The sequence below is a fragment of the Arthrobacter sp. FW306-1B-F12A genome (assembly GCF_058781865.1).
In genome coordinates, this window is sequence record NZ_JBYSXD010000005.1 from 69,018 (window position 1) to 91,024 (window position 22,007).

The 22,007-nt window shown below is 64.4% G+C and carries 21 protein-coding genes; 8 read left to right on the plus strand and 13 right to left on the minus strand.

Features of this window, described 5'->3' with window-relative positions; all coding sequences use genetic code 11:
• Positions 1–13 precede the first annotated feature (13 nt).
• Positions 14–769 (plus strand): ArsR/SmtB family transcription factor, encoded by a 756-nt coding sequence (locus AC3WJU_RS04315; RefSeq protein ID WP_078106162.1) that lies wholly within the window; start codon positions 14–16, stop codon positions 767–769.
• Between the two features lie 27 nt (positions 770–796).
• Here AC3WJU_RS04315 and AC3WJU_RS04320 read toward each other — a convergent pair whose 3' ends face one another.
• Both AC3WJU_RS04320 and AC3WJU_RS04325 read right to left on the minus strand, forming a co-directional pair.
• Positions 797–1,150, minus strand: coding sequence for a GNAT family N-acetyltransferase (locus AC3WJU_RS04320; protein ID WP_059388095.1), 354 nt, complete (start codon positions 1,148–1,150; stop codon positions 797–799).
• A gap of 113 nt (positions 1,151–1,263) precedes the next feature.
• Positions 1,264–2,088, minus strand: coding sequence for a pullulanase X25 domain-containing protein (locus tag AC3WJU_RS04325; protein WP_492259227.1), 825 nt, complete (start codon positions 2,086–2,088; stop codon positions 1,264–1,266).
• 308 nt (positions 2,089–2,396) lie between these two features.
• On the opposite strand from AC3WJU_RS04325, the gene AC3WJU_RS04330 reads away from it, so the two are divergent.
• Positions 2,397–3,095, plus strand: coding sequence for a hypothetical protein (locus AC3WJU_RS04330; RefSeq protein ID WP_059388097.1), 699 nt, complete (start codon positions 2,397–2,399; stop codon positions 3,093–3,095).
• Positions 3,096–3,156: 61 nt separating this feature from the next.
• On the opposite strand, the gene AC3WJU_RS04335 is transcribed toward AC3WJU_RS04330, so the two are convergent.
• The gene (locus AC3WJU_RS04335; RefSeq protein ID WP_492259228.1) at positions 3,157–4,179 is read right to left on the minus strand and encodes an adenosine deaminase; all 1,023 of its coding nucleotides are present in this window, start codon (positions 4,177–4,179) and stop codon (positions 3,157–3,159) included.
• A 142-nt stretch (positions 4,180–4,321) separates the two neighbouring features.
• Here AC3WJU_RS04335 and AC3WJU_RS04340 point away from each other — a divergent pair, with 142 nt between their 5' ends.
• Both AC3WJU_RS04340 and AC3WJU_RS04345 read left to right on the plus strand, forming a co-directional pair.
• Positions 4,322–5,227, plus strand: coding sequence for an MSMEG_6728 family protein (locus tag AC3WJU_RS04340; RefSeq protein ID WP_284989727.1), 906 nt, complete (start codon positions 4,322–4,324; stop codon positions 5,225–5,227).
• An 18-nt stretch (positions 5,228–5,245) separates the two neighbouring features.
• Positions 5,246–5,650: a DUF1622 domain-containing protein gene (locus tag AC3WJU_RS04345; protein WP_307054045.1), complete on the plus strand. Its 405-nt coding sequence runs from the start codon at positions 5,246–5,248 to the stop codon at positions 5,648–5,650.
• Between the two features lie 203 nt (positions 5,651–5,853).
• On the opposite strand, the gene AC3WJU_RS04350 is transcribed toward AC3WJU_RS04345, so the two are convergent.
• The 4 genes from AC3WJU_RS04350 to AC3WJU_RS04365 form a co-directional block, all read right to left on the minus strand.
• Positions 5,854–7,167 carry a sensor domain-containing phosphodiesterase gene (locus AC3WJU_RS04350; RefSeq protein ID WP_492259229.1) on the minus strand — a complete coding sequence of 438 codons (1,314 nt, stop codon included), beginning with the start codon at positions 7,165–7,167 and terminating at the stop codon, positions 5,854–5,856.
• 166 nt (positions 7,168–7,333) lie between these two features.
• Positions 7,334–9,787, minus strand: a complete 2,454-nt coding sequence (locus tag AC3WJU_RS04355; protein WP_492259230.1) for a Tex family protein — start codon at positions 9,785–9,787, stop codon at positions 7,334–7,336.
• A gap of 108 nt (positions 9,788–9,895) precedes the next feature.
• The gene (locus AC3WJU_RS04360; RefSeq protein WP_284989722.1) at positions 9,896–10,333 is read right to left on the minus strand and encodes a CBS domain-containing protein; all 438 of its coding nucleotides are present in this window, start codon (positions 10,331–10,333) and stop codon (positions 9,896–9,898) included.
• 132 nt (positions 10,334–10,465) lie between these two features.
• Positions 10,466–10,924 carry a nucleoside deaminase gene (locus AC3WJU_RS04365; RefSeq protein WP_492259231.1) on the minus strand — a complete coding sequence of 153 codons (459 nt, stop codon included), beginning with the start codon at positions 10,922–10,924 and terminating at the stop codon, positions 10,466–10,468.
• A 79-nt stretch (positions 10,925–11,003) separates the two neighbouring features.
• On the opposite strand from AC3WJU_RS04365, the gene AC3WJU_RS04370 reads away from it, so the two are divergent.
• The 4 genes from AC3WJU_RS04370 (at position 11,004) to AC3WJU_RS04385 (ending at position 15,753) form a co-directional block, all read left to right on the plus strand.
• Positions 11,004–11,396: a GntR family transcriptional regulator gene (locus AC3WJU_RS04370; RefSeq protein ID WP_307054041.1), complete on the plus strand. Its 393-nt coding sequence runs from the start codon at positions 11,004–11,006 to the stop codon at positions 11,394–11,396.
• Positions 11,393–11,806: a hypothetical protein gene (locus tag AC3WJU_RS04375; protein WP_492259232.1), complete on the plus strand. Its 414-nt coding sequence runs from the start codon at positions 11,393–11,395 to the stop codon at positions 11,804–11,806. Before AC3WJU_RS04370 ends, AC3WJU_RS04375 begins: the two co-directional genes overlap by 4 nt.
• Positions 11,807–11,841: 35 nt before the next feature.
• Positions 11,842–11,997, plus strand: a complete 156-nt coding sequence (locus AC3WJU_RS04380) for a DUF5808 domain-containing protein (protein ID WP_307054039.1) — start codon at positions 11,842–11,844, stop codon at positions 11,995–11,997.
• 90 nt (positions 11,998–12,087) lie between these two features.
• A complete protein-coding gene (locus AC3WJU_RS04385; RefSeq protein WP_492259233.1) occupies positions 12,088–15,753 on the plus strand; it encodes a TM0106 family RecB-like putative nuclease in 3,666 nt (1,221 codons plus the stop codon).
• 38 nt (positions 15,754–15,791) lie between these two features.
• Here AC3WJU_RS04385 and AC3WJU_RS04390 read toward each other — a convergent pair whose 3' ends face one another.
• The 6 genes from AC3WJU_RS04390 to dhaL form a co-directional block, all read right to left on the minus strand.
• Positions 15,792–16,625, minus strand: a complete 834-nt coding sequence (locus AC3WJU_RS04390; protein ID WP_492259234.1) for a triose-phosphate isomerase family protein — start codon at positions 16,623–16,625, stop codon at positions 15,792–15,794.
• On the minus strand, positions 16,576–17,925 hold the full coding sequence (locus tag AC3WJU_RS04395) for an MFS transporter (protein ID WP_059388113.1): 1,350 nt from the start codon (positions 17,923–17,925) through the stop codon (positions 16,576–16,578). Before AC3WJU_RS04395 ends, AC3WJU_RS04390 begins: the two co-directional genes overlap by 50 nt.
• Before the next feature lie 81 nt (positions 17,926–18,006).
• A complete protein-coding gene (locus AC3WJU_RS04400; RefSeq protein ID WP_492259235.1) occupies positions 18,007–18,774 on the minus strand; it encodes an SDR family NAD(P)-dependent oxidoreductase in 768 nt (255 codons plus the stop codon).
• Between the two features lie 23 nt (positions 18,775–18,797).
• Positions 18,798–19,787: a 3-hydroxyacyl-CoA dehydrogenase family protein gene (locus AC3WJU_RS04405; RefSeq protein ID WP_492259236.1), complete on the minus strand. Its 990-nt coding sequence runs from the start codon at positions 19,785–19,787 to the stop codon at positions 18,798–18,800.
• Between the two features lies 1 nt (position 19,788).
• A complete protein-coding gene (locus tag AC3WJU_RS04410; protein ID WP_492259237.1) occupies positions 19,789–20,271 on the minus strand; it encodes a ribose-5-phosphate isomerase in 483 nt (160 codons plus the stop codon).
• Entirely contained in the window at positions 20,268–22,007 is a 1,740-nt protein-coding gene (gene dhaL / locus AC3WJU_RS04415; protein WP_492259238.1) for a dihydroxyacetone kinase subunit DhaL, read from the minus strand. Before dhaL ends, AC3WJU_RS04410 begins: the two co-directional genes overlap by 4 nt.

A 22,007-nucleotide genomic window follows, 5' to 3' on the forward strand; every position in this document is an offset into this window, starting at 1 on the left:
CTATTCTGAATGCATGGACGCCGTCTTCAAGGCACTTTCCGACCCCACCCGCAGGGATCTGCTCGACGAGCTGTTCCGCGAGGACGGGCAGACGCTCAGCGCGCTGGAAGCACGGTTCGACATGACCCGTTTCGGGATCATGAAGCACCTCAAGATCCTTGAGGAAGCCGGGCTGGTTGTGACCCGCCGTCGTGGTCGCGAAAAGCTCCACTACCTGAATCCGGTACCCATCAGGCTCGTCCACGACCGCTGGGTGAGCAAATATGCAGAACCATGGGCCGCTGCGTTGAGCGACCTCAAGACCAGATTGGAAAGTCCCGTGGAAAAGATCTTCGAAATCTACATCAAGACCACTCCGGAGCGGCTCTGGGAAGCCATCACGGACAGCGACACCCGCAGCAAGTACCAGTTCGGCAACACCCACACTGCCGACTGGACGCCGGGCGGCCACTACGAGATGCACAATCCCAAGGCGAACGGAATGGTCCTGGGCGAAGGCGAAAACGTGGAGGTCGATCCCCCGCGCCGGCTCGTGCAGACCATGCGCGCGCTCTGGGGTGAGGACGTCAAAGCCGAGGGCACATCACGCGTCACGTGGGAGATCGAACCGGTCGGCGATTCCTGCCACCTGACCGTCACCCACAGCGACCTCCGCGAAGGCGGCAACGACCAGATCTACGGCGGTTGGCCGATGATCCTCTCCGGCCTCAAGACCTGGCTGGAGACCGGCGAAGTCCTGACGACTCCCGGTTCATTGATGTATTCGTGAGGCTCGACGGCGGCGCGACCCGCGGTTTTAGGCCCTGGCAGCGGGGACGAGGGCCGCGTTGAGGTACTCCAGGTGCGCCAGCGTCGGGGCAGTAACGTTCGCCGCGTATTCCGGGTGCTTGGTGAGGAACTTCTTGATGAAAGGGCACACCGGCACAATCCGGAGTCCCTCGCTCATGGTCTCGTTCAGGGCCACCTCGGCGAGCCTGCCCGCAAGCCCTTGTCCGCCGAACTCCTCGTTGATCACGGTGTGGTAGAAGATCCGCTGCGGGGACCCGCCGTCGTCGTACGCCTTGTACGCGGCCTTCCCGATTACGTGGCCGTCAACGAGCACCTCAAAGCGTTCGCGGTCAACGTTGTGGCGGAAAGTGGCATCGGTCATCGCTAGCTCCTCGGTTAGGTTCTGTTGACCTACCCTAACCTCGGAGCCTGGGCGCTTGTTCCCAAGTTTTCTCCAAGTCGCATGTGGACTTGGAGAAAACGTGGGAGAACTGGCTAAGCCGTGACGATGTCGCGTGTGGCGTGGTCGTACGTGAAGGTGACCTTGCCGCCGTCGTGCTTTAGCTCGTGGTTGGCACCGTCACGTGCGCCGAACGCGCCGTAGTTCTCGTCCCACGAACGGTTCAGCGCGATCTTGTACGTGTAGAAACCGGCAGGCAACGTGGCGGCGAGGGTCCACACCTTGCGACGGGCGTTGAACTTCATCTGCACCTCGTCGTACTGCGGAGCCCAGTCCTCCGGCGCGCCGAGAATCGTGTTGAAGTCACCAGCGATCGCGACGGCGGACGGCTGCTCGAGCTTCTCGACGGCGGCAGCCGCTTTGGGTGCTGCAGCTTTCTTGGGCGTTGCCCTGGCGGCGGGGGCCTTCGTTGCTGCGGCTTTGGCAGCAGGTGCCTTTTCCACTGCGGGAGCCTTCTTGGCCGCGGTCTTCCTGGCGGGAGCCTTCTTGACGGGAGCTGTGGGAAGCGGGGTATCTGCCGGGACGGGGATGCCCTCAGTCAGCGCCGTGACGAACTCGTCCGGCTTGGCGAAAGCGACCGTGGCACGCAGGCCGTCGTCGGTGATGGTCCAGCCCGAACGGCCCTTGACGAGCCAGCCAGCCTTGACCAGCTTCGCTGTCTCCGTCGTCAGGCTCTTATGGCCGCGCGGAATGCCTCCACTGAGCAGCTCACTCTCACGCTCATCCAGCGGGACACGGACAATCGCCTCTGCCAGGATCTCGCCGGCATTCAACGACTTCTCGGACCACGTTCCCTCAGCCAAGACGTCCAGGACGGTCTTGAGACGGGCACTGCTTTTTTCGACGGTGGACTTGGCCACTGGGTCTCCTTCAACGGCGAACATTCCTTCAGCAGTCTGCCAATGTTCTGTAAATTCTGGCGACTGTTCTTGGTAAACACCGTGTGTCGTGACCCACTATTACGCCCAAACGACGGCAAGTGATGGAGGGCTCTCGGGTACCGGCCGGTAGCTGGCGCTTGGGGTACCCTCGAGGGCCTCCGGAGAGCCCCGGCCAGAATCCGCTTCCTTCCGAGCGGCGCCGTGTGCGCCGATATCCACAACCTTGCTCCTCGGCGGGCATATCCCCTCGGGAATCGGCTAGCTTAAACCCCATGGGGAAAAAGCCTATGCAAGACGAAAACGAGCAATGGACTGCCCGCGACGAGGCACTTTGGACCACCGCGGAATTGGCAGTCCTCACGATGCGCGGCCAGTTGGGGCAACGTCAGCACCTTCCAGTACCGTTCGCCCTTCGGCTGGGCGGACCCGAGGAGAGGATCGTTGCACATGGAGGGTTTCAGCTGCTCTCCTGGCATGCACCCGGTGACGGTAGTTACGCCCACAGCCACGGAATGATGGTTGCCACCGGAAGAGGTGGACTGGCCATGATGGCCGGTTTCGCCGCCGCGCAGGCTATTGGCAACGCATCACGACGCCGGCAGGCAGCTGAAATGGCCCAGCCGCGTTGGGTTCCAATCGACCACGGGACGGTCGCCGTGAGCAACTTTGGGTTTTACCTTCACTCCCCCACTGGCATCCATGCCTGGAACTGGCACAGCATCCATATGGCCTCATTGGTGGGTCCAGGGCAGCTCAGCATCGACGGAGTTTCGGAGAATGGCCCGATCAAGTGGATCCTTCACTCTGATTGGGCCGAACTCGTCTTCATGCTCTGGGCGTCCGTCTGTAATCCGACCCATCCCCAGATGACCGACCGGACATGGCTCCCCCAGGATTGGATGACCAAAGCCATGGTGCATGCAATGAGCAATCAAGGCTATCCAACTCACTTCGCGTTTCAGGAAGTGGTCCGGGAACTTCGATAGGGCTGGTGGGCCGACAGCGAGGGCTTAGCTCCGCGCAGCGCGGTGATCGACCCGCGACCGACTAATTGATGGCAGCCTTCTCCCACTCCGAAACCTCGGCCAGCAGCTCAGCCTTCCGGGCCTCGTCCGCGAACGACGAACGCACCGAGTTCGCGGCCAGGCGTGCTCGGTCCGCAACGGACAAACGGTGCACGGCGACAAGCTGCTCGAAGTTGTCGTCCACATAGCCGCCAAAGTACGCGGGATCGTCCGAGTTCACGCTGACATTCAGTCCGGCTGCCAACATCGCAGGCAAAGGGTGATCGGCCAAGGTGTCCACCGCGCGCAGCCGGACGTTGGACAAGGGACACACGGTCAACGGAATCTGTCCTGCCACCAATCGTTCCACGAGAGCCGTATCTTCCATGCAACGGATGCCGTGGTCGATCCTCTCCGCGCCGAGCAGATCGAGGGCCTCGTAAATATACGAAGCCGGGCCTTCCTCGCCCGCGTGCGCGATCCGTCGCAGTCCGGCCTCCGCCGCGCGGCGGTATAGTCGCTCGAACTTCGACGGCGGATTGCCCACCTCAGCCGAGTCCAGGCCGATGCCGGCAATCGGCGCCTTCATGGTTAGAAGCTGCTCCAAAACCTCCAGCGCAGATTCCTCGGACATGTCCCTCAAGAACGCGGCAATCAGGAGCGTCGAGACGCCGAAGTCCTCCACCGACGTCGCGAGCGCGGACGCCACACCGTTCACGCATGTCTCGAGGGCCACGCCGCGCGAGATGTGCGCCTGAGGATCCATCATGACCTCGACGTGCCGCACGCCACCGGCCGCGGCACGTGCCAAATAGGCCCTGGTCATGTCCGCGAAATCCTGCTCGGTGCGCAACACAGCCATGTTGGCGTAGTACAGATCAAGGAATGACTGCAGATCCGTGAACTCGTACCTTGCGCGCAGCTCGTCCAAATCCGCGTACGGAAGCTCAATCCCGTTCCGTTCCGCGAGCGCGAAAATCAGCTCGGGCTGAAGCGTCCCTTCGATGTGTAGGTGCAGTTCGGCAACCGGAGGTGCCGCCGTCGTCGATTCGCCAAAAGTTTCCACTCGACAAGACTAGGACGAATACTGGACGCGCCCCATCTGAGCGCCCGGCAAACAGCGATCAAAGGGCGCCAATAACACGAGCGAGGGGAAGGCCACACCGCGTCAACTTGGATCTACGCCGTTCGGCCCCCAAACTGAAAGGATGCAGACCTTCCTCCCGTTCCCCGATTTCAAGCAAAGTGCTGCCGTCTTGGACACCGCAAGGCTTGGCAAGCAGCGTGTCGAAGCACTGCAGATCCTTCGCGCACTGGTGATCCCCGAGTTCGGCCGGCCCTCCCACCCCGCTATCCGCATGTGGATGGGCTACGTTCCCGCGCTCACCCTCTACGGCCTGGCCATGGTGGACGAATGGGTCGCCCGCGGCAATCCGGACAACACCCGCGCCAGCATCACCGAGTTCGCACCCCAGGCAGCCCACCCGGACTACGCCTCCAAGATTCCGATGCCGCCGTGGCTGGGCGACGCCGATTTCCACCTGAGCCACCGCTCCAAGCTGCTCCAAAAGGAGCCCCGCTTCTACGCCGAGCTCTTCCCGGACACTCCGAACGACCTCGAGTACCTCTGGCCCGAGCCCAGTCACGAGTTCATCCCCGAAGACCCCTACGACGACTTCATCTGGGTGCTTCGCGCTCCGGTGGGCGACGTCGAACCCGAGAAGATCGACAAGGTGGGGATGCCGGCAGCAGGCAAGGCGAAGGCCGCGAACAGTGAGGGCGACGGCTACCAATTCGTTTATGCCTCGGAAACGTCCCGCCGTCCGGGCAAGACCGCCCGCAAGGCCCCGAAGCAGCTGGTGAAGAAGCCCACGCGCAATCGCCAGCGCCAAGATGAGGCCTTCCGGACGCTCCCCGGCAACACGCCAGTTCTCGTCCCCATCGAGGGCGGCGCCAAGTTCGCCTTGGGGAAGATCCATGGCCGCCCCATCACTTTGGAAGACGGCCGTTTCGGCCGCAACTTCGAGGTCACCAAGATCATCGACCGCACGGACTTCGACTACCCCGCGTTGCTGCAGGATCCTCGGGCGTTCTTCCCGATCCCGGCACCCTAGCCTGGGACAAGGGAACTGATGGATTTCCAGCAAATCATCGAGGCTGTCGGCCGGTACATGGACTTTGCGGGTGTGGCAGTGATGGTTGTGGGAGCTATCGCGTCAATACCCCTTGCCCTGCGCGGTTACAAGCCCAAACGCCTGCCTGCAAGCTCGGCGCCGCTTTCGGTGTACCGCTCCTACAGGCAGCTGCTGGGACGCTCCATTCTGCTTGGCCTCGAATTTCTGGTGGCCGCGGACATCATTCGTACAGTCGCAGTCACCCCCACCTTCGAGAGCGTGGGGGTCCTGGCGGTCATCGTGCTGATCCGGACGTTCTTGAGCTTCTCCATCGAGCTTGAGATTACCGGGCGTTGGCCGTGGCAGAAGGCTCCCGCTCCCTCCCCGGACTCCGGAGCCCATCCGACATCACCGGCTTCGTGACACACGAGTAGGCGCCGGAGAAGCTACTTCCCCAACCGTGCCGCTCTTGCTTGGGACGAATGAGTAACAGTTTCATCGGAGATGCCCGCTAGGCCGTTTGGTGAATACTCTGGTTCCCGATGAGTGCCAGCTCAGGCCATCCCTAACGCAACTAACTCGCAGTTAACGTCGTTTTCAGGCCTCAAAACGACAACAAATGCGAGTTAGTTGGGCGCCTCATCCCACTGCGCCCAGTCCTCTGGCCGCACCGAGGGCCGCCCGAGAAGGTAGCCCTGCCCGGCGGTCATGCCGAGCTCCGCCACCGCGCTCAACTCAGCTTCGGTTTCGATCCCCTCGGCGACCAAAGCTGCCCCGATTTCCTTCGCGAAGCCGACCATGGCCGCCCCCAAGGCCCGTTGGCCCGGGTCAGTATCGATGCCGGCAATGATTTCCCTGTCCAGCTTGATCACATCAGGCTTGAGCAACAGGACGTGGCGCATGGAAGCAAAACCCGCACCGGCGTCATCAACTGCGATCCTTAAGCCGCGGCAGCGCAAAGGTGCAAGTGCCGCTGCGAGGGGACCATAGTCAACAACGTGGTGGCGTTCCGTCACCTCGAGCACGATCCGGCTGGTCGATATTCCAGAGTCCGCGAGAATATCGGAGAGTCTCGCGTCAAGGCATGCCCGGGGTGAGAGATTCACGGAAACCGACAACGCGATTGGCAGCCCCTTCGCAGCCGCAAGTGCGGTCTCGAAGGCAAGAATCTCAAGCTCAACATCCAATTCGACAGCCGTCGCCTCAGCGAACATCACCTCCGGGGAAATATCCGGAGAGCCCGGGAACCGGGTCAAGGCTTCAGCCCCAACGATTGAATCTGATTCCAGAGAGCGGATGGGTTGGAATGCCGTCATCAAGGAACGCCCGGCGAGCACCGCCTCGACCCGGCTCCTGATCTCGCCGGTAGCCAGCGTGTCCGCCGTCCCGGGGTCAAGCGCCCTGCTGGTTCCTTCGAAACCAGCAGGGCGTCCCGCGGCGTCGCGAAGCGTTCTTCCAGACACCTCCACCAGAACCCTGCTGCCGTCCTTGTGGCGGCACACGGCGTGAAGTCCGGACCAGCCCGCGGCAGCGTCCTCGGTGGAAGCCCTTCCTTGCAGGGCGTCGGCCAGATCATCAGGGTCAATGATCAGCCGGAAATGCCTGCCTAGTAATTCTGAAGGCTCGTATCCGGTCAACTCCACGCCCGCCGGGCTGGAGAAGGTGAAGCGCCCGTCAGGTCCTATGGCCCACAACCACTCCCGGCTGGTGGTCAGCACCGTATCCATCAAGCGCGTGGTCCGGGACGCTTCAGCCCGCTCCCGGAGCTGCTGGCGTACCAAGGAAAACGATGCGAAAACCACAAGCGGCACCACGAGCAACGAAAAAACGTCCGCAATCCAGACCGGCCATCCCCAAGCCTCCCAAGAATCATCGCCGAAGAGGTACGGCAGGCCCACCGCCAAGGCAACACACAACTCCATGGCGAAGATGGCGTACAACCACCATCGAGGCCTGAACGTCCGTGTCCTCTTCCTTTGCCCGCGCGTTCGAAACATGGCCCCCCCTGGCACAGGCTAACGCTTCTGATCTCCTACATGATGCCACTCATGCTTCAGGAATCGGCAGCATTGCTTCGAAATCACCGCACGGGATAGGCGGCCGTGGCTACTTCCCCAGCCCGGCCCGGCGCAACGCTTCCGCCATGGCCGTGTTGACCGGCGCTTGAGGAGCCGCCTTCGCCGGAGCCGCCTTCGCGGGGGCCGCCTTCGCCGGGGCCCCCTTCGCGCCCTGTCCGGCCTGCGGTGCCGGACGCCGCTCGCCGCGCTCGCCACCACGCGGGCCGCGGTCACGCCCGCCGCCCCGGGAACCGGAGCCACCGCGCGAACCGGAGCCACCTGGGGTGCCGGGTTCGTCGTCGAGCCTCAGAGTCAGCGAAATCCGCTTCCGCTCGGGGTCTGCCTCAAGGACCTTCACGCGGACGATCTGTCCGGATTTCACGATCTCACGGGGATCGGACACGAACTTGTTGGAGAGCGCGGACACGTGGACCAGGCCGTCCTGGTGCACTCCGACATCAACGAAAGCCCCGAACGCCGCCACATTGGTGACCGTGCCTTCCAGGATCATGCCGGGTTCGAGGTCGGAAATCTTCTCGATGCCCTCGGAGAACGTCGCTGCAGCGAAGGCCGGGCGAGGGTCGCGGCCCGGCTTCTCGAGCTCGGACATGATGTCGCGCACGGTGGGCAGGCCGAACGTCCCATCCACGAACGCTTGCGGATCGAGCGATGACACGGCAGCTCCACGCGCGGCGGCCACGATCTTCCGGGCCACCGAATACGCTTCCGGGTGGACGCTGGACGCGTCGAGCGGTTCCGCTCCCCCGGTGATCCGCAGGAAGCCCGCACACTGCTCAAATGCTTTCGCACCCAGCCGCGGCACCTTCTTGAGGTCGGCCCGCTTGGCAAAGGGGCCGTTCTCATTGCGGTACGCAACGATGTTCTCGCTCAGGAGCGGCCCGACGCCGGCCACCCGGGCCAGCAGCGCGGGCGACGCCGTGTTCACGTCCACGCCCACCGCATTCACGCAGTCTTCGACGACGGCGTCCAACGAACGGTCCAGCTTCGCCGCCGTGACATCGTGCTGGTACTGACCCACACCGATCGACTTCGGCTCGATCTTCACCAATTCGGCCAGCGGATCCTGCAAACGTCGGGCGATGGAAACGGCCCCGCGCAGGGACACGTCCATGCCCGGCAGTTCCGCGGCCGCGAGCGCCGACGCCGAGTACACCGAGGCACCCGCCTCGGACACCACGAGTTTCTGCAGCGTGGGACCGCCGGACGCAGCCAGCGACTTGATGAGCTGCACCGCGAGCTTGTCCGTCTCGCGCGACGCCGTGCCGTTGCCGATCGCCACGAGCTCGACGCCGTGCTGCCGCGCCAAGCGCTCCAGCGTCACCAAGGCCTCGTCCCACTTCTTGGCCGGGGCGTGCGGATAGATGGTGTCGGTGGCGACGACCTTGCCGGTACCATCGACGACGGCCACCTTCACGCCCGTACGCAATCCCGGGTCCAGGCCCAGCGTTGCGCGGTTTCCGGCCGGGGCTGCAAGGAGCACATCGCGCAGGTTAGCGGCGAAGACCCGCACGGCTTCGTCCTCGGCTTGCGCGAACATGCGGCCGCGCAAGTCGTTGCTCAAACGGTCCAGGATCCGCGAGCGCCAAGCGATCTGTGCCGTCTGCACAAGCCACGCATCGGCGGGCCGGCCACGCTCGGCGACCCCGAGGCACTTGGCCACAGCGTTCTCGTAGCGGCCGCGAGCGGCGGCCAGGGCGTCGTCGTCGGCTGGTTCTGCCTCGGCGAGATCAAGCTCCAGGACGCCGTCGTTCTCGCCACGCAAGAGCGCGAGTACGCGGTGGCCGGGCATGCCGGAAGGCACTTGGGAGAACTCGAAGTAGTCCTTGAACTTCTGCCCCTCGAGTTCCTTTCCCTTCTTCACACGCGAAACCATCCGCCCCTGCGTCCACAAGCGCTCGCGCAGCGTCTCGGCGAGATCGGGATCTTGGGAGACCCGCTCCACGAGGATCGAGCGCGCACCGGCGAGCGCCGCGGAGGCGTCGTCGATGGAGTGCTCGGCATTGAGGTACTTCGCGGCCTCGCGCTCAGGTTCGAGCTGCGGGTTCGCGAGAAGCGCCTCGGCAAGCGGCTCGAGGCCGGCCTCGCGGGCGATCTGCGCTTTGGTACGGCGCTTGGACTTGAAGGGAAGGTAGATGTCTTCCAGCCGCGACTTGGTGTCCGCCCCGACGACGGCGGCCTCCAGTTCCGGAGTCAGCTTGCCTTGGGCGGCGATCGCCTCAAGCACCGTTCGACGGCGGTCCTCCAGGTCCCGCAGGTACCGGAGCCGTTCCTCGAGCTCGCGTAACTGGGTGTCATCGAGCGTCCCGGTGACTTCCTTGCGGTACCGGGCGATGAAGGGGACGGTGGATCCGGCGTCGAGCAATTCAACCGCGGCCTTGACCTGCCAGGCCTTCACACCGAGCTCTTCGGCGATCAGTGCGTAGATGACGGCGTCTGCCGACTGGGGCTGTACTGACGGGCTTTGGGGAAGATGGGTCACCATGACATTTTCCCTTACGGGGTTCGCCGTGGCTAAAGACGGAGCGGAGTACCGCACACGGAAGCGCCACGGCCGGCGGGCCGTGACGCTTGATGGGTGCGAAAGTTGCGGTTAGCCCAGTTGCGCCATGGGGGTCTTGGCGGAGATGTGCTCCACCAATTCGCCTACGCGCTCCTCGGTGTAGTTGCGGGCGATGTCGCCCTGGCTGATGATGCCCACCAACTTGTGGTCGGTGATGACCGGAAGGCGCCGGATCTGGTGCTTTTCCATCAGGTCGATAGCTGCGTCGATGCTGGCGTCGGCATCGATCCAGATCGGCGTGCCCTGGGCGAGATCTGCCGCAGTGAGCCGGTCAGCATCCAGTCCCTCAGCAACGCACCTGACCACAATGTCGCGGTCAGTGATGAATCCTTTGAGTCTTCCATCGTTGCCGCAAATGGGCAGCGAACCGACGTCCAGATCGCGCATCAGGACAGCCGCGTCACGCAGCGACTGCTCTTCTTTGACGCACTGGGCATTGGTGGTCATGAATTCGCGCACAACACTCATGAGTCCTCCTTGATCGATTGGGTATCGACGCGGACCCCCGGCACCGACGCCGATGCTGTCAGCCTACGCTTGGGCCTTGGCTGTGGCCAGATGCCGTTTGATTCGCCGGGTTTCCCGCTGCTCGCGCCGGTCTTATTCGGCGATGTCCTCGGCCCACAGTTCCGGATTCCCTTCCTGGAACGTGCGCATCATGTCCACGCACCGCTGGTCATCGAGGACCACAACCTCTACGCCCCGGGACCGCAGCAGCTCGAATTCGCCGCTGAAGGTGCGGGCCTCCCCCACCACCACGCGCGGGATTTTGAACTGGATGATGGTGCCCGTGCACATGGCACACGGAGCGAGGGTCGTATAGAGGGTGGTGTCCCGGTAGCTCTTCTGCCGGCCGGCTGCGCGGAGGGCCGACATTTCCCCGTGGGCGATGGGATCGCCGTTCTGGACACGTTCGTTGTGCCCGCTCGCGATCACCAGCCCACCACGGGCGAGAGCTGCGCCGATGGGAATGCCGCCTTCGCGAAGGCTCTTTTGGGCTGCCTGGTACGCGGCTTCGAACTCGGGATCTTGGGCGGCTTGGGCGTCAGACTGGGTCATTCGGAGCCTGCTTTCGGGGAGGAGGGGATCTTCCGCTAGTTGTTCTATAACTTATATAATAAAGACGGAGGTGGGAGTCATGATCCTCAACGTAGACCTGGCCAGCGACGTGCCGATCTACCAGCAGCTGCGGGACCAAATCGTGGAGGCAATCGCCGACGGCGTGCTGGTCGAAGGCAGTTCGCTGCCGGCCACCAGGACCCTCGCTGCGGACTTCGGGATCAATTTCCACACCGTGAACAAAGCCTATGACCTGTTGCGCCAGCAGGGCCTGATCCAGCTCAACCGCAAGACCGGCGCGGTGGTGACCCCGGCGGTCGCGGACCCGCCGTTCGACGCGGAGTGGACGGCGAGGGCACGGACCCTGCTCGCCGAAGCCGTCGCCCGCGGACTTTCGGCCGAGGAAGTTCTCACGTCCTGCCGGTCGATACTCGATTCATTTGGAACCACGCAGCCAGAGGAAACACCATGACCGTCGCGATAGTCCTGAGCTCCGCGTTGGCGGCACTGGTGCTCGCCATCGCGCTGGTCCTGCCCGCGATCAACAGCCCGACGGTGCCTTTCGGGGTCCGGGTACCGGCCCGGCGTGCCGAGGACCCTACAGTGGTCAGGCAGACCCGCATCTATCGCTGGCGGGTTCTCCTGAGCGGTATCGTCGCCATCGGGGTCTGCCTTGCCATTTATGGCGTGACCGGCGAAACGTTGCTCTTGCCGCTGTCCGTGCTGGTGCTCGTCGGGGCCTGGTATGGCTGCTTCTTCCTTGCCAACCGCGAGATCCGGGCCGCGAAGGCCGCCGGAGGTTGGTATGAGGGAGCGCACCAAGTCATCGCGGTGGATACCGAACTGCGGACCGATCCACCACGGTTTCCCTGGCCGGACTGACCCACCGGGAGGACGACAAATACTGGCGGAGCGGCTTGTTCTACGTCAACCGCGAAGACCACGCGCTCATGGTTCCGCGGCGCTTCGGCCTGGGATGGACCCTCAACTTCGGCAATCCCAGGGCAGCCATGATCCTGGCCGGCGTGGTCGCGCTCATCGGCCTCGTGATCACCATCCGCTTCAGCGGCTGACCCCCACTGCCTTGGTCCCTTGCCGGGGCTGCCTTACTGTCGGACCGCACTGATAGCTTGGCATCATCAGCTCAAAGGTCTGGGGGCACGGTGTTTTTTCTCGATTCAGAAGATGCAGGGCAAGCGCAGGATTTGGTGTTTTCCGCCAGCGACCTCGTCACGGCCTCCACGTGCGAGTACCAGTTGCTGCGCAAGTTGGACGAGAAGCTGGGCCTCTCGCAGAAGCCGGCCTTCGACGTCGACGAAATGCTGGAGCGCACCGCCGCGCTCGGCGACGTCCACGAGCACAGGGTGCTGGACCGTTTCGTGGCCGAGTTCGGCACCTGGGATCCGCTCACGCGCAAGGGCGTGTTCGACGTCGTTCCCGCCGAAGCGATGGACCGCGCTACCTTGCAAGCCAAGCATGCGGAATCGATCGAGGCTTTGCGATCGGGCGCGGATGTGGTCTTCCAAGCCGCGTTCTTCGACGGCCAGTTTCACGGACGGTCCGATTTCCTCGTCAAGCAGCAGGATGGCAGCTACGCGGTGTACGACACCAAGCTCGCCCGCCACGCCAAGGTCACGGCCCTGCTGCAATTGGCTGCCTACGGCGATCAGCTGCTCAAGGCGGGAATCACACCGTCCCCGGGTCTGACCCTTGTCCTCGGGGCTACGATTCAGCGGGAGTCTGCTGGATCGGACGGCCGGGGCGGCTTCGACTACGTGCACAGCGACCACCGGCTCGCCGACGTCTTGCCGGTCTTCCGCGAACGCCGGGACCGCTTCCTCGCATTGACGGACACGCACCGATCGCGGCTGGAGCCCATCGAATGGGGCGCACCCGGAGTCACCGCATGCGGCCGCTGCGACTACTGCAAGGAACAAGTGCGCCTCCACCGGGACCTGCTGATGGTGGCGGGCATGAGAATCACGCGGCGCAAGAAGCTCATGGAAAACGGCATCTTCACCATTGATGCCCTTGCCCAGATGCCCGACGCCGCCGATTCCGCGACGCGGCGCCTGCAGGAACAGGCCCGACTACAGACCAGAACAGCCACCCCCGATGGCACCGTCACGTACACCGACAAGACCGGCGCAGCCAAGAGCATCAGCTATTCCGTTCTCGAGTCCAACTCCTTGGCCCGACTCCCCCGGCCGGACGCGGGAGACATCTTCTTTGACTTCGAGGGAGACCCCCTGTGGCAGGACCCGGTAACGGGCCGCTGGGGACTGGAGTACTTGTTCGGGGTGATCGAAAATCCGGCCGAGCCGGGCGGAACTCCCGTGTTCAAGCCGTTCTGGGCACACTCCCGGGCTGAAGAACGGCAGGCGTTCATCGATTTCCTCGACTACGTGGAAGAACGCCGCATGAAGTATCCGGACATGCGGATCTACCACTACGCGGCCTATGAGAAAACAGCGCTGCGGAACCTGTCTGTCATCCATACCGTTGGCGAAGCCGCCGTGGACAACCTCCTCCGCGAAGGCGTGTTGGTTGACCTCTACGACACCGTGCGGCACAGCATCCGTATCTCCGAAGACTCCTATAGCATCAAGAAACTCGAGCCCCTGTACATGGGCGAACATTTGCGCTCGGGTGACGTGACCGACGCCGGGGCCTCCGTGGTTGCCTATGCCAACTACTGCACGGCCAGGGACGCACACCGCGAAGAGGAAGCGGCAACGATCCTGGCGGGCATCTCTGACTACAACGAATATGACTGCCTCTCCACTCTGGAACTGCGGAATTGGCTGCTGGGCCTGGCAGCCGAACGCTCCATTGAACCCGGTTTTCCGGGTACCTCGGGACCCGGGCTACCCGCGGAGACCGAGCCGGACAAGTACCAGGCCGCGCCCGAGGAAACAGCCCTCCTCGAGTACCTTGCCGACTTGCCGGACGATGCCCTCCGCTCCGACGACAACAGGGCGGTGGCCTTGGTGGCGGCCGCGGTCGGCTTTCACCGGCGTGAGGACAAGCAATTCTGGTGGGGACACTTCGACCGCCTGGACCGGCCAGTCTCCGAATGGGAGGACACCAGGGACTGCTTCATCGTGGAGGGCGGCGACGTGCTGGAGGACTGGGCCAAGCCGACGCCCCGAAGCAACCCGGCACGGAAGGTAAGGCTGTTCGGCCACGCAGCCGATGGCTCCGGTTTCGCGCCCGGCAAGAAGTACTTCCGGATGTACGAGCCTCCCGTGCCGGAGGCTTTCGACGGTAAGGCAGTCAGCGCCCTGGGCAGGTCGGGAATGTCCGGCACGGAGGTGACCGAGGTCGGCGATCCAGAGGGCCTCGATGACGGCGGCCTGCTTTCGGGTCCCGACGACGGCGCTTCGGATGCCGTGACCATTTCGGAGCGGCTGCCCAAGGGTGGCGAGGAATACTCCCAGCTTCCCATGGCCCTGACGCCCGATGCTCCGGTCAACACCGACGGGCAGAGGAAGGCCTTGAGCGAACTGGCCATCAGGGTGCGTTCCAGTCTGCCGTCGTGGCCCAAGGATCCGGCGCTGGATCTGTTGCGCCGCGTCCCACCGAGGCTGGCCACGCTTGCGGAACTGCCCGCCGTCGGGCCTGGCGACGATGCATATGTGGATGCCATCACCGCTGCCGTGTCGGATCTTGACCAGTCATATCTCGCTGTCCAAGGCCCGCCGGGAACGGGCAAGACGTACGTTGGTTCGCATGTTGTCGAGCGCCTGGTGCGTGCGGGCTGGAAGGTAGGGGTTGTTGCACAGTCCCATGCCGTCGTCGAGAACATGCTGCACGCCGCAGTGAAGGCCGGGGTGGATCCTTCGCTCATCGCCAAGGAAATGAAGCATGACGACCCCGTTCCCTGGGACCAGCAGGCCAAGGACGACATTGAGCGGCTGCTTGGATCGCGGGGAGGCTGCTTGGTAGGCGGCACGGCATGGACCATGACGGGCCGCACCGTTCCTCCGGGATCCCTGGACTTGCTGGTGATCGACGAAGCCGGTCAGTTCTCGCTCGCCAACACCCTCGCCGTGAGCCGGGCAACGAAGCGGCTCCTGCTCCTTGGCGACCCCCAGCAACTTCCCCAGGTCACCCAGGGCAAGCACCCGGAACCCGTCGATGAATCCGCTCTCGGCTGGCTGGCCCACGGCGCGCACACGCTGCCCGCAAAGCTCGGCTACTTCCTGGCGACGTCGTGGCGCATGCACCCGGATTTGTGCGCCGCGGTTTCGGAATTGTCCTACGATGGTCGGCTGCATTCAGCACCGGCTGCTTCCAAGCGGCGGCTCTCGGGCGTTCGGGCCGGCGTCGAATGCGTCTACGTCCCGCACGGCGGCAACTCCACCCAGTCTCCCGAGGAAGCCGCGGAGGTAGTCCGGCAAGTTAGGGCCCACCTCGGGCTGGCTTGGCTGGACCCCCGGGAATCAACCGAGGAGCAGCCGCTGGCCGAAAAGGACATCCTCGTGGTGGCTGCCTACAACGCCCAGGTCCAGCTCATCCAGCACGAACTAAGGGCAGCCGGACTTCGCGGTGTGCGGGTGGGGACCGTGGACAAGTTCCAGGGTCAGGAAGCTCCCGTGGTGATTGTGTCCATGGCTGCGTCCGCAGCCGCCGAGGTGCCGCGCGGCATGGAGTTCCTGCTCTCGCGCAACCGGATCAATGTGGCGGTGTCGCGCGGTCAGTGGCGCGCCGTCGTCGTTCGCTCACCGGAGCTGACAAACTACCTGCCGACCCGGCCGGAAGGGCTGGAGCATCTGGGCGGCTTTGTGGGACTCTGCCAGCGTGGAGACCCAACTGACTGGCAGTAGTTGTCGTTTTGACGGCTGAAAACGACAACTACTGCGAGTTAGTTGGGCAATCCCAGGGCCTCGGGCAAGCCCAGCGCCTCGTCCAGCCGCAGCGCCTCATCCAGTACCGCCCCGAAGTTCGCGGCGTCGTGGGCGAAGCGGCCTAGGAAGAGGCCTGACACGCCCCGCAGTTCGGGCAGGAGACCCGGTTTGGCCGAGCCACCGTAAATGATCGGCAGCCCGGCGAGGCCAAGTTTGGCGAGCAAGTCCCGGAGATGGGCGACGACATCGGACACGTAGGCTGCGCCGGCTGGCTCGGCAGCGCCGATGGCCCACACCGGTTCGTACGCAATAACCAGGCGGGCCGCGGTCGCCCAGTCGTCCCGGACGGCCGCAGAGATCTGCCGGAACACGAACGACGCCGACACCGCCGGATCGGCGACGGCCTCCTCGCCGACACACAGCAGCGGGGTCAACCCTGCCTCCACGGCGGCCCGGACCTTCAATGCGACCACGGCGTCGTCCTCGACGAAGTGCCGGCGTCGTTCAGCGTGTCCGATCTCCACGAGCCGCACACCGAGCTCCACCAGCAACGACGGTGACACTTCCCCCGTCCATGGACCCTCGGCCCAGCCGCAGTTCTGCGCACCCAGGTGGACAGGAGAGCCGTCCAGAATTCGGGCCGCCTCAGGCAACATGGGGAACGACGGGATCACAAACGGGACCACCCGCCCGGCCACGAGGGCCGGACGGGCGTCCACTTCGCTTCGGAGTTGCTCCAGCCAAGACATGCTTTGCCGGTACCCCATGTACATCTTGGTGCTGACCCCGATGTACAACGGACTACTTGTCCAGGAGATCGTCGGCCTTGTTCCTGAATGCCCGCGTGCCATACATCATGGCGGCCGCCAGGAAGGGCAGGATTCCGAGCGCGTAGACCCCGGCGGATCCGGTGGGGTCCGCCGTGGCGCTGTTGACCGCGGTCCGAAGGATCGGAGCCACGAAACCGCCCAGGTTGCCCAGCGAGTTGATCAGGCCGATGCCCGCCGCGGCTGCCGAACCCGCAAGGAACGCCGTGGGGTAGGCCCAGACCACCGGCCCGACGGCGAGGAAGCTGCAGACGGCGAGGGTGATGAAGATCAGTCCGAGGACCGGCTGGTGGTTGGTGCCGGCCCATGCCGAACCGAGGATGCACACACCGGTGGAGACGAACAGCACCGTGCCGAACATGCGGCGCTTGGCCACCGTATTGGCGGCCCGGCCGATCAGGTAGCAGGAGAAGATGCCAAAGAACCACGGCACCGCGATCAGGAGCCCGACGGCGAGGCCCACCTTCTGGCCTGTCAGCGAGGACACCTGCTGCGGGAGGAAGAAGGTCACGCCGTAGACGGCGATCTGCAGGCAGAAGTAGATGAGGGTGAAGTACCAGACGCGGCCGTTGCGCATCGCAGCGAAGACTCCCCGCGGCCCGGTTTCATCCTTGACCGTGTCTTCCTGCGTCATGATCTCCTTGAGCGCGAACTTCTCGTCGACGTTGAGGAACTTGGCCTTCTCCGGCCCGTTGATGAGGAAGAAGAACGCCGCAACGCCGGCGAGTACCGCCAGGATGCCCTCGGTGAAGAACATGACCTGCCAGCCACGGACCCCAGGAAGCTGGTCGCCGATGTTGATGAGCCAGCCGGAGAGCGGGTTGCCGATCATTTGGGAGAACGGCTGGGCGAGGTAGAAGATCGCGAACATCTGCACGCGCACCTTGTTCGGGAACCACTCGGCCAAGTACATGATGACGCCGGGGAACAGGCCCGCCTCCGTCACGCCGAGCAGGAACCGCAGGATCACGAAGGACGTCTCACCCTGCACGAATGCAAAGCAGGCAGAGACGATACCCCACGTGATCGCGATGCGGGCAAGCCAGACCTTGGCTCCGACCTTCTTGAGCAGCAGGTTGCTGGGGATTTCAAAGATCGCGTAACCGATGAAGAAAATACCGGCACCGAGCGCGAACGCCCCGGCCGAGACGCCTTTGTCGGCGCCGAGTGCAGCTTCGGCGAATCCGACGTTGGTGCGGTCGAGGAAGGAGACCACATAGAGGATGACCAGCATCGGCATGAGCCGGAAGGCAGCCTTGCGGATCGCCGATTTCAGGACCGGCGAATCCAGCATCTCCTTCGTGGAGGTTGTTACAGCGGACATCGAAACTCCTCGTTGAGTAATCAGTGTTGAGAAATCAGTGTTGAGTAGTCAGGGTTTGGGCAACGGTGGTGGAGCCGCGCTTTAGTGCATGTACAAACCGCCGTCGACATTCAGCGTCTGGCCCGAGATGTAGCCGGAGTCTTCGCTGATGAGGAAGGCGATGGCGGCGGCGATGTCCCGCGTGGAGCCCACGCGGTTCACCACGAGGTCCTTGGTGAGTTCGTCCTTGCGTTCCTCGCTGAGGGTGCCGCCCATGATGTCGGTGTCGATGGGGCCGGGAGAGATGGCGTTGACGGTGATGTCGTATTCCCCCAGTTCGCGCGCTGTGGCGCGGGTCAAACCGATGACGCCGGCCTTGGCCACCGAATACGGGGTCTTGGAGAACGTCCCGCCGCCGCGCTGGGCGGAAACCGAGGAGATGTTCACGATGCGTCCGATCCGCTTCTTGACCATGGATTCGGCCACGCGGCGGGTGGCGTAGTGGACGCCGTTGAGGTTGATGTTCAGGACGCGGTCCCATTCAGCGGGCTCGAGTTCCAGGTACGGAACCGGTGAGCTGACGCCTGCGACGTTGGCCAGTGCGACGATCTGCGGCAACTCGGCCTCGAGGGTGTCGATCGCCGACCGTACCTCGGCTTCGGAAGCCACGTTGGCGCCGACGCCGTAGGCCTGGACTCCATATTCGGCGGCGATTTCCTTGGCGGTGCTCCTGCAGAGAGCGTCGTCGAGGTCGATGATGCCGATATTCCAGCCCTGTGCTGCGAGGTAGTTGACGGTGGCCCGGCCGATGCCGCGCTCGGAAACAGCGCCGGTGACGATTGCGGTGCGTTCTGCGGGGAAGGTGCTCATGGGTATTCTCCTGTGAATGTGGGCTAGTTGATCGGTGCCGGGCCAAGCTCATCAAGGAGCTTCTGCATGGCCACGTAGGCCTTGTTCCGGTAAGCGATGAGTTCGGGCGTGCGTTCCGCCGGGACGTTGAGGAAGCCCGCGCCGGTCTTGGTGCCCAGCTTCCCCGCCTCCACGAGGTCGCTCAGGATCTTCGGGGTCGCGAAGCGTTCCGGGAATCCGGTCTGCAGGGATTTGTAGCAGAAGTTGTAGACGTCCAGTCCGGCCATGTCCGCGATCGCGAATGGGCCAAAGAACGGCAAGCGGAAGCCGAACGTCGTACGGACCAGGGTGTCGACGTCGTCCGCTGTTGCGATCCCCTGCTCCACCAACTGGGCGGCCTCGTGGAAAAGCGCGTACTGAAGCCGGTTGAGCACGAAACCGGTGACGTCCTTGACGACGGCGGTTTGCTTGCCGGCCGCGTGGACCAGTTCGCGGGCCGCAGCCACGGTCTCCGGCGTGGTGCCGGCGTGGGGGATGATCTCGACGCCGGGGATGAACGGCGACGGGTTGGAGAAGTGCACTCCCAGGAATCGCTCGGGGCCGACAACGGCCTCGGCGAGATCGGCGATGGAAATGGTAGAGGTGTTGGAGCCGATCAGCGCGTCCCGACGGGCGGCCGCGCTGATGCGGGCCAGGGTCTGGTGCTTGATGTCGAGGACCTCGGGGACGGCTTCTTCGATGAAGTCGGCGTCCGCCACGGCCTCTTCGATGTCCTTCGCGGCCCACAGATTGGCCTTCAGGATTGCCGTGGAACCTTCCGGAAAGAGACCTGCGGCCACGAATTCGTCCGACTCCACCAGCAGGCGGTCGTAGTTCTTCTGCGCGATTTCGGCGGACACATCCGCCAACGCCACGCGCGCTCCCCCGAGGGCCAGGACCTGCGCGATCCCGCCGCCCATGTAACCGGAGCCGACGACGGCGATCTTCCGGGCCGCGCCTCCGTCGCCTGTGGCGCTGCTTGCTGATTCAGTCATGTCACACTGCCTTTGTGTAATCGGGCTCGTAGGAGCAGATGGCGTCCACCTTGGCGGCGGAAGATGATGTTTCGTCGAAGTGGTGGCCCAGCCATTCGCCCACCAGTTTCTTGGCCAGTTCCAAGCCAATCACCCGCTGTCCCAAGGTCAGGACCTGGGCGTTGTTGCTGAGGACCGAGCGTTCCACGGAGTAGCTGTCGTGCGCGGTGACGGCCCGGATTCCGGGAACCTTGTTGGCCGCGATAGCCACGCCCAGGCCCGTGCCGCAGATCAGGAGGGCGCGATCTGCCTCGCCCTCGGCAACTTTGCGCGCTGCGTCCACGGCAACGTGCGGGTAGGCCGTGGAGTCGTTGGCGCCGACGCCCACGTCGGTGACGGACGCCACCCGGGGATCGGTCTCAAGCAGCGCCATGAGTGCCTGCTTGTATTCGACGCCCGCTTCGTCATTGCCGACGATGATCCGCCAGCCCTCTGATGTGCTCATGCTTGAACTCCGTTTCCTGCCGGGGACGCCAGCTGCGCGTCGATATGTTGTGAGATCCTCGCCGTGATCAGCCCGAAGGAGACCGCTCCGGGATCGGGGTGGCCCAGGCTCTTCTCCGCGAGCGGACGGGCCCTGCCCTTGAGCGGACGCAACCGCGCCGTGTCAGCTGCCGCGGACTCGGCCGCCGCAGCAGCAGCCGCGAGGGCCCGGTCAACCGGGGCTCCGGCGTCGAACTCTGTGAGGAACGCATCCCGGAACGGCAGCAGCGCGTCCACCATGGTCTTGTCGCCGGGTTCGGCCTTGCCGAGTTCCGTGATCGCGTCCACAAAGCCAGTGACAGCGGCCGCGGCATCCTCGCCCGAGTAGCCCGCTTTGTTGCCGAGCGCCTGTCCGGCCGCAATGATCGCCGAGCCCCACAATGCGCCCGAGGTACCGCCGGCGCGTTCGCTCCAGGCCTCACCTGCCGCCGTCAGGACCCGCCCCACAGAGGTTCCGCTTGCCGCCTCTGCTGCGCTGAATGCCGCTTCAACGCCGCGTCGCATACCGATGCCGTGGTCGCCGTCGCCGGCAATCGCGTCCAGTTTGCCGAGCTCTTCTTCATGTTCGACGACGACGTCCCGCACCTGGGCGAGCACGGCTACGGCCTGCCGGCCGAGTTCGGCAGCGGCCGCGGTGGGCTGCTCGACGTCGGACTCGTCCACCGCGGTGACGCTCGCCAAGTTGCGGGGCGGGCGGGGCGCGAGGTTGCCCTTGCGGAACGCCGGAGTGTCCGCGGGCGCTGCCCAATACTGTTCGAGCTCCTCGTCCAGCCAGAGCAGCGTGAGTGAAAGACCGGACATGTCCAGGCTTGTCACGAGCTCGCCGCACTCGGGTTCGACTACCGTGAGGCCAGCCTTGCCGAGGAGCTTTTCGATTTTGCCGAAGAGCAGGAAGAGCTCGTCGTACTTGACGGTGCCGAGGCCGTTGACGATGGCCACCACGCGGTTTCCGGCGTCGTCCGGTTTGTCGTTGAGGAGCTTGGAGACGAGCAGTTCGGCGAGCTCGGACGCGGTGGGCATTTTGTGCTCGGAAATGCCCGGTTCACCGTGGATGCCCAGGCCGAGGGACATTTGGCCGGCCGGAGCGTGGAACAGCGGATCCGAGGCGCCCGGGAGGGTGCAACCGTCGAAGGCCACCCCGAGCGAACGCGTGCGGTAGTTCGTTTTGATGGCCAAGCGCTCGACGGCGTCGAGGTCCAGTCCCGCTTCGGCCGCGGCCCCGGCGATCTTGAAGACCGTGAGGTCGCCCGCGATCCCCCGTCGCTTCTCGATCTGGTCCAGCGGCGCGCTGGCGATGTCGTCGGTAACAGTCACGGTGCGGGTTTCGATGCCTTCGGCGTTGAGCCGCAACTGGGCCTGGCCGAAGTGCAGCACGTCGCCGGCGTAGTTGCCGTAGCTGAGCAAGATGCCGCCGCCCGCGTTGGCTGCTTTGGCCACGCGGTAGACCTGGCCGGCCGCCGGGGAAGCGAACATGTTGCCGCACGCCGAGGCAGTTGCCAAGCCTGGCCCGACCAGTCCGGCGAAAGCAGGGTAGTGTCCCGAGCCGCCGCCCACCACGAGGGCGACCTGTCCGGCGGGGACTTCGGTGGAACGGACCACTCCGCCGTCCACCCGGGCAACATAGCCGCGGTTGGCGGCGACGAATCCGTCCAGGGCATCGTCCGCGAAGTCTGCGGGGTTGTCGAAAATCCTTGTCAT

What these genes read in the sequence shown, in the direction of transcription:
- AC3WJU_RS04315 (WP_078106162.1), top strand. Translation starts at nt 14, where the DNA reads ATGGACGCCGTCTTCAAGGCACTTTCCGACCCCACCCGCAGGGATCTG.
- AC3WJU_RS04320 (WP_059388095.1), bottom strand. Translation starts at nt 1,150, where the DNA reads ATGACCGATGCCACTTTCCGCCACAACGTTGACCGCGAACGCTTTGAG.
- AC3WJU_RS04330 (WP_059388097.1), top strand. Translation starts at nt 2,397, where the DNA reads ATGCAAGACGAAAACGAGCAATGGACTGCCCGCGACGAGGCACTTTGG.
- AC3WJU_RS04340 (WP_284989727.1), top strand. Translation starts at nt 4,322, where the DNA reads ATGCAGACCTTCCTCCCGTTCCCCGATTTCAAGCAAAGTGCTGCCGTC.
- AC3WJU_RS04345 (WP_307054045.1), top strand. Translation starts at nt 5,246, where the DNA reads ATGGATTTCCAGCAAATCATCGAGGCTGTCGGCCGGTACATGGACTTT.
- AC3WJU_RS04355 (WP_492259230.1), bottom strand. Translation starts at nt 9,787, where the DNA reads ATGGTGACCCATCTTCCCCAAAGCCCGTCAGTACAGCCCCAGTCGGCA.
- AC3WJU_RS04360 (WP_284989722.1), bottom strand. Translation starts at nt 10,333, where the DNA reads ATGAGTGTTGTGCGCGAATTCATGACCACCAATGCCCAGTGCGTCAAA.
- AC3WJU_RS04365 (WP_492259231.1), bottom strand. Translation starts at nt 10,924, where the DNA reads ATGACCCAGTCTGACGCCCAAGCCGCCCAAGATCCCGAGTTCGAAGCC.
- AC3WJU_RS04370 (WP_307054041.1), top strand. Translation starts at nt 11,004, where the DNA reads ATGATCCTCAACGTAGACCTGGCCAGCGACGTGCCGATCTACCAGCAG.
- AC3WJU_RS04375 (WP_492259232.1), top strand. Translation starts at nt 11,393, where the DNA reads ATGACCGTCGCGATAGTCCTGAGCTCCGCGTTGGCGGCACTGGTGCTC.
- AC3WJU_RS04390 (WP_492259234.1), bottom strand. Translation starts at nt 16,625, where the DNA reads ATGGCACGCGGGCATTCAGGAACAAGGCCGACGATCTCCTGGACAAGT.
- AC3WJU_RS04395 (WP_059388113.1), bottom strand. Translation starts at nt 17,925, where the DNA reads ATGTCCGCTGTAACAACCTCCACGAAGGAGATGCTGGATTCGCCGGTC.
- AC3WJU_RS04400 (WP_492259235.1), bottom strand. Translation starts at nt 18,774, where the DNA reads ATGAGCACCTTCCCCGCAGAACGCACCGCAATCGTCACCGGCGCTGTT.
- AC3WJU_RS04405 (WP_492259236.1), bottom strand. Translation starts at nt 19,787, where the DNA reads ATGACTGAATCAGCAAGCAGCGCCACAGGCGACGGAGGCGCGGCCCGG.
- AC3WJU_RS04410 (WP_492259237.1), bottom strand. Translation starts at nt 20,271, where the DNA reads ATGAGCACATCAGAGGGCTGGCGGATCATCGTCGGCAATGACGAAGCG.
- dhaL (WP_492259238.1), bottom strand. Translation starts at nt 22,007, where the DNA reads ATGACAAGGATTTTCGACAACCCCGCAGACTTCGCGGACGATGCCCTG.